The organism is Vulcanococcus sp. (assembly GCF_044369115.1).
In the GTDB taxonomy this organism is placed as follows: Bacteria; Cyanobacteriota; Cyanobacteriia; order PCC-6307; family Cyanobiaceae; genus Vulcanococcus.
Map to the genome: position 1 here is coordinate 1 of NZ_JBIPMN010000108.1, position 9080 is coordinate 9080.

A 9080-nucleotide genomic window follows, 5' to 3' on the forward strand; every position below is an offset into this window, starting at 1 on the left:
GCAAGCCAGCAGGTCGGTGTCGAGGGGTACGTAATCAGGAGTCCAATACGTGTCGCGGTACTCCTTAACCCCAGCGTCGTACTTCTTAGCCATGGAGAATCTCCGGGTGGGTCGAGGGAAATAAGTCAGAGGATGGAGCGGCCACTACGGGCGCTGCTCAGTCCTCAGTCCTTCGAACCAACGAAGCCGGCGCTGCTGTTCAGAGCAGGCTCCACTTCACGGTGGGGACGAGCAATGATGTGAGCGGCAACCAGGCCATCACCCACGCGCTCGCAGGCATCGGCGCCGGCGCGAACGGCAGCGTTCACAGCGCCGGTTTCGCCACGGACGAGCACGGTCACATAACCGCCGCCCACGAATTCACGGCCGATCAGGCGCACTTCGGCGGCCTTGGTCATGGCGTCAGCAGCTTCGATCGCGGGGACCAGACCCCGGGTCTCGATCATGCCGAGGGCGATGCCCATGGTTTCGTTTGCCATTACCTGCTCCTGGAGGAGGGGTGGAATGTTCGCCTGCAACCATGCTCGGCAGCCGAACCTCCCGTCAAGCCATTTGGGTTGTTGTCACGATCACCGTCTTCGTTGCTACTGATAAGCGTGGCTGATCAGTGCATCACAAAACTTTGGAGATGCTTCTCGACTGCTTGTCGGCTCTTGGCTCAACCGCCGCTCTGCAAACGGTTTTGACGTTCTGATGTTCGCTCTGGCACGCGATTGGGTCGGCTCGCGCCTCAGAGCGGCTCCGCATCCGAAACAAAGCCAACGCCGCCGTAGTACCCCAGGAGCGGTCGCAGCGCGCGGCCCAGAGGTTCCAGCAGTTCAGGTGTGCAGAACACAATCACGTGGGCGTTGGCCCCGAGCCCGCTGAATTCCATGTTTTCCGATACGGCTCCCCGAGGCCCTCGCCCCGTCACGTGGCGCATCACCGTGTATCCACTGCAACCGGCCTGATCGATGGCCTGGAGCACCGGATCCAGTTCTCGTTCGCTCAGGATCAGATCCACCCGCTTCATGGCAGCAGCCGATTCACCAGGGCCATATAGAGAGGTATACCCACCACGATGTTGAAGGGGAAGGTGAGCCCCAAGGCTGTGGAGATGTAGAAGCTGGGGTTGGCCTCCGGCACGGTCATCCGCATCGCTGCAGGTACAGCGATGTAGGAGGCGCTGGCGCAGAGCACCACCAACAGCAGGGCATTGCCGGCTTCGAGCCCCAGCCCACGTGCGATCAAGCCGCCCAGCACAGCATTGAACAGGGGCATTCCCAGGGAGAAGCCGATCAGGAAGGCGCCGGCCTGGCGCAGATCCCGCAACCGCTGCGCGGCCACGATCCCCATATCCAGCAGGAAGAAGCTCAGCGCGCCGTAAAAGAGCTTGTCGGTGAAGGGCAGCATTTTCTCGGCCCCCTGCGGGTTGTTTGCTGCCGTGAGTGCGCCCACCACCAGGCTTCCCACCAGCAGAAACACCGATCCATTGAGCAGGGCTTCCTTGAGCACCGCTCCCCAGCGCATCGGTTGCCCTGCCTCCGCACCGGTGGGTACAGCCAGCTTCACCAGCAGCAAGCCCACGATGATTGCCGGAGATTCCATCAAGGCCAGCGCCGCCACCATGAAGCCGTCGTGGTGCAGGCCCAGCGTGTCGAGAAAGCTCTCCGCGGTAATGAAGGTCACGGCACTGATCGAGCCGTAGGTAGCGGCAATCGCGGCGGCGTTGAAGCCATCAAGCTTCCAGCGCAGCAGCGCAAAGCTGTAAATCGGCACCAGCAGCGACATCAGCACCGCCGCGGCGATGGTGAGCAGCACGGGGCCACCCACGCCGGAGTGCTGCAACTCAAGGCCTCCCTTGAAGCCAATGGCCAGGAGCAGATAGAGCGAGAACAGTTTCGGCAGCGGGGCTGGGATCTCCAGGTCGGAGCCCAGCAGCACCGCCAGCACCCCCAGGAAAAAGAACAGAACCGGTGGCGTGAGCAGGTTCTGCAGGATCAGGCTCGTGTCCACCGCTGCGCTGCTGCAGAACTTCACGCTAGGCGGCGGCTCGACAACTGTTCGCGCACGCACACACGCTGGTGGCGGCCGGTTGTGGCAGGCAGAAACCCTTCTTACGGTTGAGGGGAGGCAGGAACCCCTGGAGTTTTTTCGGGGGGTGGAATGTTCAACCCGTCCCTGCCTCCCCCAATCCGCCACCGCCTCGCCGGGTCACAATGGCCCCCACTCCCGGCTCAGGCCTTGATGCGTCCCTCCTCCACCCGGCCGTTGCTGGTGATTGCCAGTGGCAACGCCTACAAGGTGGCTGAGATCAGCGCGATGCTCGATGCCGTCGATCTGGAGGTGTGCCGTCAGCCCGAGGGCCTCGAAATCGAGGAAACCGGCAGCACCTATCGCGAGAACGCCCGGCTGAAAGCCTTGGAGGTGGCCAGGATCACGGGCCAGTGGTCGTTGGCGGATGATTCCGGCCTGGAGGTGGATGCTCTGGGCGGCGCTCCTGGGCTCTACTCGGCCCGCTACGCCCCCACCGATCACGAACGCATCCATCGGCTGCTGCAGGAACTGGGCAGCACCCCGTATCGCAGCGCCAGTTTCAACAGCGCTATGGCGCTGGCTGATCCCAACGGCGACGTGGTGCTGGAGGCCCAAGGCATCTGCCGCGGCGAAATCCTCACCGCGCCCGAAGGCCATGGCGGCGGCTACGACCCGATCTTCTGGGTGCGCGAAGCCGGCATGACCTACGCCCAGATGGGCCAGCACCTCAAAGACAAGCTCGGTTCACGGGGTAAGGCTGCCCGCGCCCTCGCCCCCGGGCTCAAGCAGCTGCTGGGCTTGGCCTGATCAGCGAGCGCGGCGGTTGATCTGCTCTACCGAGCGCATGGCGGCAGCGGCCGCTTCGTTCACATCGCCTTCCCAGCCGGCCAGGGTGAGGCGGCCGAAGGCGCCCACGGCTTTCACGTCCACCACGGTGATGTTGCTGGACTTTTCGGCTTCGTTGGCCGCGAGCAGCACATAACCAGCGGGCTCGGTTTCCAGGATGTACATGCTCATCCCGGCCTGAATCATCGAACCGCGGCGGTTCTGGCGGTTGATCAGCACCGCATGATCGGGGGTGATGGCGCGGATCACCTCAGTCCAGGTGACGCTGCAGCGGCTGCGCTGTTCCACGCTGCTGCCAATCGCCTCGAGCACCACGTCGCCGGAGTGGAGCACGTTGCTCTGATCGTGGTGATACAGCGCCAGCGAGCCGAAGGCCCGCTCCACGATCATCTGGCCGAGGCGGACGGTGCTCGCCTTGAGGGCGATGTCCGTTACGCGGTGCACCGCCATGCCGGGCGACACCTCCAGCCACAGGCAGGCATCCCCGGGGATCGGCAGGAAGCCCTGGCTCACCGTTCCCATATAGGCCGCCAGCTGCGGCTGCAGGGAATCGAGAAACACATAGGTGCGCAGCTCGATCGACTCGACTGCGCTGGCCTGGCTCACCAGCCGCGCCTCGCTGTCGGTGGTGATCACACAGCTGGCAGCTGAGGGATGCAGCTCATCCAGTGGTGTGCCGCTGCCGCTGAAGCCCAGGTTGGTGCCGGTGATCTGCACACCAGAGGAGCGTCGCCTTGGGGTCCGCTGCGGCAAGGCGAAGGATGCTCTCAAATGCGGCGCGATCTTACCGCCCGGAATCAACGCCATCGCCGCTCCCTTGCGCGCTGCGTTGCAGCCGGTACCGTCCGGCCATATCCGCCGAAGAGCCCGTGGCAGCCAAGCGTTCCGCCTCCGCCGCTTCCGCCAAGCCGATGCACGACGGCACCGACCTCAACGCCGAGCAGGCCCTGGCCCTGGTGGGAATGGGCCTGATGCAAAAAATGGCGGCCAGCGGCGAGCTGCCCTGGATGTGGAACGAGGCGGAAGATGGCGGCCATTGCGATGTGGCTGCCCTGCGCCAGCGCTTGGAGCTCACCCAGCTGGCTCTGCACACCGGAGCACCGCTGAGCACTGCGGAGGTGACCTATCTGATGGGTGCCCGCCCCGGCAGCGCCGAGGTGGAGCGTGGCGGTCTGCGCGCCCGGCGGGTGAGTCGCAATGTGTGGAAGCTGAGTGAGGCCCGTGGCAGCGAGCGGCGGGGTGAAGTGGCTCCATTCAGCAGCTTCAACGACGGCCGCCGCCGCTTTGCCTGAAGCCTTCAGGGCAGCTCGCCGCCTGTGCTGATTTCCCGGTCCCAGGCGGCGATCAGGTGCTCTTTGAGTAGGCACGCTTGCCCTAAGGCCAGATCGAGCCCGCCCCACCAGTTCACCAGGGCCACGGGGATCGGCATGGCATTGCAGTCGAGCTCAAACGACTGAATCGTGTCGTCGCCGTCGACGAGCACGGTGATCGAAAACTCCAGCAGGCCCTGCGGCCAGGGGTGCAGCGTCACCGTGGTGACATCGCCCAGGGCAAAGCAGCCCACCTCGATCGTCCACCACGGTCCACCAGGCGCTTCCCGCGGATAGCGCTCGGGGTGGTCGATCTTGGGCCAGCCCCGCAGCACCAATTGTTGAAGCAGCTCGTGGAGGGTGGCGCGCATCGGGCCTCCCTCCGCAGCGTTGGTTCCGTCATGGCACCGGCACCGTGTTGCCTGCAAGGGGACAACATCAGCGCATCGGTGCATCCTGGGTGCAGATCTCACCCAACCGTTGCTGTTCAACGTTGCCAGGCGGCTGCTGGGCAAACCTCTGCCGCGCAGTCAGTCGGATTCCGAGAAGCTGCCCAGCTTTGAGGCGCTGCCGATCCTCAGCTCCGATGCGCTCTCCTCGGTGGCTTACGCCACGGAAGCAGCCCTCGGTGTGTTGATCCTTGCGGGCAGCAGCGCGCTGGAGCTCTCGCTGCCGATCACCGGCGCCATTGTGCTGCTGATCGGCATCGTGGTGCTTTCCTACCGGCAGACGATCGAGGCCTATCCGCAGGGGGGCGGCTCCTACGTGGTGGCCCGGGAGAACCTCGGCACCTGGCCCAGCCTGATCGCGGCAGCTTCGCTGCTGGTGGATTACACCCTCACCGCAGCGGTGAGCCTGATGGCCGGCACCCAGGCCCTGTCCTCGCTGCTGCCGGCCCTGCTGCCCTACGAAACGCCGATTGCCCTGGTGCTGCTGGTGCTTGTGGGCTGGGCCAACCTGCGCGGCGTGAAGGAGGCGGGGCGCGCCTTCGCCATTCCCACCTATGCATTTGTGGTGATGGTGGTGTTGCTGGCGCTGTTTGGCCTGCAGAACCTGGTGTTCGCCCACGGCTTTACGCCTGATCCGCCGCCGATGGTGCGGGCGATGGAGCCCCTGGGGGTGTTTTTGATCCTGCGGGCCTTCAGTTCCGGCTGCTCGGCGATGACCGGCATCGAGGCGATCGCCAACGGCGTGAAGGTGTTCCGCGAGCCGGCGGCCAAGCGCGCCCAGCGCACGATGCTCGTGATGGGCGTGATGCTCAGCTTGATGTTTCTGGTGGTGAGCGGGCTGGGCTGGCTGTATGGCGTGGCCCCCGATTCCGATCGCACTGTGCTGGCCCAGATCGGCATCCGTGTGTTTGGCGATGGCAGCCCACTGTTTTGGGCGCTGCAGATCAGCACCCTGTTGATCCTGGCCCTAGCGGCCAACACCGCGTTTGCCGGCTTCCCCCGCCTGGCGGCGATGCTGGCCCAAGACCGCTTCCTGCCGCGCCAGATGGCCTGGATCGGCGATCGGCTGGTGTTCCAGAACGGCATCACCGTGCTTCTGGTGGCGGCGGCTCTGGTGATCGTGGTGTGCCGCGGCGACACCACCGTGGCCGTGAACCTCTACGCCCTGGGCGTGTTCAGCGCCTTCACTCTTTCGCAGGCGGGGATGGTGGTGCGCTGGTGGCGGCTGCGCGGCCAGGGCTGGCAGGGGAGGCTGTTGATGAACGCGCTCGGATCGCTCACCACCTTTGTGGTGCTGATCGTGATCGTGGTGAGCAAATTCGATGAGGGGGCCTGGACGGTGGTGATCGCCATCCCCCTGCTGGTGTGGATGCTCGCCCGCATTCGCCACCGCTACGACAGCGTCTACCGCGCGATCAGCCTCAATCCCGGCGACGATCGCAGCCTGCGTCTGCCGTCTCGCCGTGATCCGGTGGGCAACACCAGCCTGGTGTGGGTGCCTTCGCTCAGTCGCCCCAGCCTGGAGGCCCTCCGTTATGCCACCACCGTGTCGGATCGGGTGGTGGCGGTGTGGGTGTTGGCGGAGGGCGATGACCCTGCGCTGATCCGTCAGCAGTGGCAGCAGTGTGTGGGCGATCCCGAGCCCCAGGGTCTGGAGCTGGTGCTGCTGGAGAGCCCCTTTGCCTCGCTGGTGGATCCTTTTACGGAGTTTGTGGCCCTGGAAGAGCAGCGCCATCCCGGCAGCACCTTCACGATCGTGATGCCGATGGCCATTCCCCGCTACCGCTTCGATGGCCTGCTGCTCAATCAGAGGGGCCTGAACATGCGCCGCTCGCTCGATGCGCGTCGCAATCGCGTGTTCACTCTGGTGCGCTATTACCTGCCGGCCTGAAAACCCCAAGCCCTGGCGGCAGCTGATCAGTAGCTCTTGCCGTTCTGATTAGTGACGCCTTTGGGACAGCCAACCCATCGGCACCGCGCCGCTCACTACCTTTTCGGGATCTTGTATGTCCCCAGTGTCCTGGCTTGGAACGGTCTGGCTGGTGCCCCTCTATCCGTTGGTGGGGGCGCTCTTCAGCCTGCTGTGGTCACCCGGGTTGATCTCCCGCACGGGGCCTCGCCCCTCGGGTTATGTGAACCTGCTGATGGTGTCGATCGCCTTCGGCCACAGCCTCACCGCTCTGCTCACGCTGAGCGGCAACTCGGCGGCTGGTCAGGCGGCGATCTATGCCCCTCCGAGCTTCCACTGGACCTGGCTGCAAACCGCCGGACTGAGCATCGGATTTGACGGCCTGGTGACGGAACCCGGCCTGATCGCCATGACGGTGATCACCGGCCTGCACGTGCTGGTGCAGATCTTTTCGATCGGCTATCTGGAGATGGACTGGGGCTGGCCCCGCTTCTTCGGTGCCCTCAGCTTTTTTGAGGCTGGCCTCTGCGGCCTGGTGCTTACCGATTCGGTGTTTTTCAGCTACGTGCTGCTGGAGCTGCTCACCGTGGGTACCTACGTGATCGTGGGCACCTGGTACAACCAGTCGCTGGTGGTGAAGGGGGCTCGTGATGCCTTCCTCACCAAGCGCATCGGCGACCTGATCCTGTTGGCGGGTGTGATCGCCCTCTTGCCGATCACCGGCACCTGGAATTTCCACGGCCTTCAGGGTTGGGCCGCCGATCTCACCAACAACGCTCAGCCTCTGCCGCCTGGCTTCCAGCTGATCCTGCTCGCCCTGGTTGCCGGCCCAATGGGCAAGTGCGCCCAGATTCCGCTCCACCTCTGGCTGGATGAGGCGATGGAGAGCCCGCTGCCCTCCACGGTGCTCCGCAACTCCGTGGTGGTGATCGGCGGTGCCTGGGTGCTGCTGCGCCTGGAGCCGCTGATTGCCCTGAGCCCCCTCGTGCAGGGCGTGCTGGTGGTGGTGGGCGGCACCACGGCGCTGGTGGCCTCGCTGATTGCCCTGGGCCAGATCGATGTGAAGCGTGCCCTCAGCTTCCTGGTGAGCAGCTGGCTGGGTTTGCTGTTTGTGGCGGTGGGCCTCGGCGGCATCGGCGTGGCCGATCACCTGCTGCTGGTGTATCCGCTGCCGATGGCCTTGATGCTGATGTCGATTGGCACGATCGTGATCAGCAACGTCACCCAAGACCTCACGCAACTGGGTGGTCTTTGGAGTCGCCGCCCGCTGATGGGCATTGCCTTCCTCGCCGGAGCCGCCGGCTTGATGGGGCTGCCGCCGTTTGGTGGTTTTGCCGCCCTGCGGGAACTGCTGGAGCTGGCGGCCCACAGTCAGCTGCCGCTGGTGCTTGGCGGCCTGGTGCTGATTACCAATGCCCTGCTGAGTGCCGCGCTGATGCGGGTGTTTGGTTTGATCTGGGGTGGCCGTCCCACGCCGTTCACCGCCCGCTCACCGGAGGTGTTGTGGTTGATGGTGCTGCCCACGATGCTTCTGCTCGGCCTGGTGCTGCACATTCCCCAGCTGCTGGTGCACCTGGGCGTCTACAAGCTCTCACCCGTGCCGGGCTGGGGGCCGATGGGCTGGCCGCTGCTGCTCTCCACCCTGCTGGGCGCCGGCAGCTCCGCCTGGTTCTATCTGCGCCCCCACCCCTTGGCCGAACTGCCCTCCGGCCTGGGCGGCCTGCAGCACTGGCTGGCGGAAGACATGCACACAGAGGCCTTCTATCACCGCACCGTGGTGGCGCTGGTGGTGGGCTTGGCACGGTTCAGCGCCTGGAGCGATCGCCAGCTGGTGGATGGCTTCTCGAGCGGTACCGGCGGTGTGGCAATGGAGGGAGCCCGTCGCCTCAGTTACACCACCAGCGGTCGCTCCCAGACCTATGCCCTTTCGCTTGTGCTCGGTGTGCTGCTGATGGCCGCCTGGCTGCTGTCCCGCTGACGTGAACGCCATGGACCTGTTGCTTCTGCTGTTGATCCCCCTGCTGGCAGGCCTGCTGCTGCCGCTATTGCCCGCTGGCTCCCCCTGGGTGCGCCGGGGTGCCCTGGCCGCAGCCCTGCTGCAGCTACTGGATGGGCTGTGGCTTTGGCAGCACCCGCCGGCTGCGATCTCGGTGAGCTGGTTGCCGCAGCTGGGCCTGCGGCTTGAGCTGGGGCTCGATGGGCTCACCCTGCCGCTGGTGCTGCTGGCGGCCCTGATCACCGCCATGGCTGTGATGGCCAGCCCGATGGATCAGAGCCGGCCGCGCCTGTTTTTCGCCTTGATGCTCGCCACCAACCTGGGCCTGATCGGTGCCTTTCTGGCCCGCAACGCCCTGCTGTTTCTGTTGGCTTATGAGCTGATCTTGATCCCCACCACCCTGCTGGTGGCCGCCTGGGGCGGTGAGCGCCGCGCCGGTGCGGCGATCCGTTTTCTCACCTACGGCGCTGTGTCGGGGGTTGCCCTCCTGGCAGCCGTGCTGGCTCTGGGATTGCTGCAGCCCGGTGGCTTGAACTTCAGCTACACCGCCCTGG

Annotated in this window: 10 protein-coding genes; 5 read left to right on the top strand and 5 right to left on the bottom strand. The window is 65.2% G+C overall.

Annotated elements, in window-relative coordinates:
* Positions 1 to 164: 164 nt before the first annotated feature.
* The 3 genes from ACIQ2E_RS09365 to ACIQ2E_RS09375 form a co-directional block, all read right to left on the bottom strand.
* Positions 165 to 479: a BMC domain-containing protein gene (locus ACIQ2E_RS09365; RefSeq protein ID WP_094587519.1), complete on the bottom strand. Its 315-nt coding sequence runs from the start codon at positions 477 to 479 to the stop codon at positions 165 to 167.
* A 251-nt stretch (positions 480 to 730) separates the two neighbouring features.
* A complete protein-coding gene (locus ACIQ2E_RS09370) occupies positions 731 to 1012 on the bottom strand; it encodes a P-II family nitrogen regulator (protein WP_398329381.1) in 282 nt (93 codons plus the stop codon).
* Entirely contained in the window at positions 1009 to 1995 is a 987-nt protein-coding gene (locus ACIQ2E_RS09375) for a sodium-dependent bicarbonate transport family permease (protein WP_398329401.1), read from the bottom strand. The genes ACIQ2E_RS09370 and ACIQ2E_RS09375 overlap by 4 nt, the downstream gene beginning before the upstream one ends.
* 231 nt (positions 1996 to 2226) lie before the next feature.
* On the opposite strand from ACIQ2E_RS09375, the gene rdgB reads away from it, so the two are divergent.
* Positions 2227 to 2823 carry an RdgB/HAM1 family non-canonical purine NTP pyrophosphatase gene (gene rdgB / locus ACIQ2E_RS09380; protein WP_398329384.1) on the top strand — a complete coding sequence of 199 codons (597 nt, stop codon included), beginning with the start codon at positions 2227 to 2229 and terminating at the stop codon, positions 2821 to 2823.
* On the opposite strand, the gene ACIQ2E_RS09385 is transcribed toward rdgB, so the two are convergent.
* Positions 2824 to 3579 (bottom strand): BMC domain-containing protein, encoded by a 756-nt coding sequence (locus ACIQ2E_RS09385; protein ID WP_398329404.1) that lies wholly within the window; start codon positions 3577 to 3579, stop codon positions 2824 to 2826.
* Positions 3580 to 3731: 152 nt separating this feature from the next.
* Between ACIQ2E_RS09385 and ACIQ2E_RS09390 the strand changes: the two genes are divergently transcribed.
* Complete coding sequence (locus tag ACIQ2E_RS09390; RefSeq protein WP_398329387.1) at positions 3732 to 4154, top strand: hypothetical protein; 423 nt, start codon at positions 3732 to 3734, stop codon at positions 4152 to 4154.
* 5 nt (positions 4155 to 4159) lie between these two features.
* Here the strand turns inward: ACIQ2E_RS09390 and ACIQ2E_RS09395 are convergent, their stop codons facing one another.
* Positions 4160 to 4543, bottom strand: coding sequence for a hypothetical protein (locus ACIQ2E_RS09395; RefSeq protein ID WP_398329389.1), 384 nt, complete (start codon positions 4541 to 4543; stop codon positions 4160 to 4162).
* Between the two features lie 109 nt (positions 4544 to 4652).
* On the opposite strand from ACIQ2E_RS09395, the gene ACIQ2E_RS09400 reads away from it, so the two are divergent.
* From ACIQ2E_RS09400 to ACIQ2E_RS09410, 3 genes are all read left to right on the top strand, one after another.
* Positions 4653 to 6512, top strand: coding sequence for an APC family permease (locus ACIQ2E_RS09400; protein ID WP_398329392.1), 1860 nt, complete (start codon positions 4653 to 4655; stop codon positions 6510 to 6512).
* Positions 6513 to 6627: 115 nt separating this feature from the next.
* Positions 6628 to 8508, top strand: coding sequence for an NAD(P)H-quinone oxidoreductase subunit F (locus ACIQ2E_RS09405; protein ID WP_398329395.1), 1881 nt, complete (start codon positions 6628 to 6630; stop codon positions 8506 to 8508).
* A gap of 10 nt (positions 8509 to 8518) precedes the next feature.
* Positions 8519 to 9080: proton-conducting transporter membrane subunit (locus tag ACIQ2E_RS09410; protein ID WP_398329398.1), on the top strand; the 562-nt coding region annotated here is incomplete at its 3' end.

Bases quoted from the DNA above. Each gene is read 5' to 3' on its own strand.
- ACIQ2E_RS09365 (WP_094587519.1), bottom strand. From the start codon at position 479: ATGGCAAACGAAACCATGGGCATCGCCCTCGGCATGATCGAGACCCGG.
- ACIQ2E_RS09370 (WP_398329381.1), bottom strand. From the start codon at position 1,012: ATGAAGCGGGTGGATCTGATCCTGAGCGAACGAGAACTGGATCCGGTG.
- rdgB (WP_398329384.1), top strand. From the start codon at position 2,227: ATGCGTCCCTCCTCCACCCGGCCGTTGCTGGTGATTGCCAGTGGCAAC.
- ACIQ2E_RS09395 (WP_398329389.1), bottom strand. From the start codon at position 4,543: ATGCGCGCCACCCTCCACGAGCTGCTTCAACAATTGGTGCTGCGGGGC.
- ACIQ2E_RS09405 (WP_398329395.1), top strand. From the start codon at position 6,628: ATGTCCCCAGTGTCCTGGCTTGGAACGGTCTGGCTGGTGCCCCTCTAT.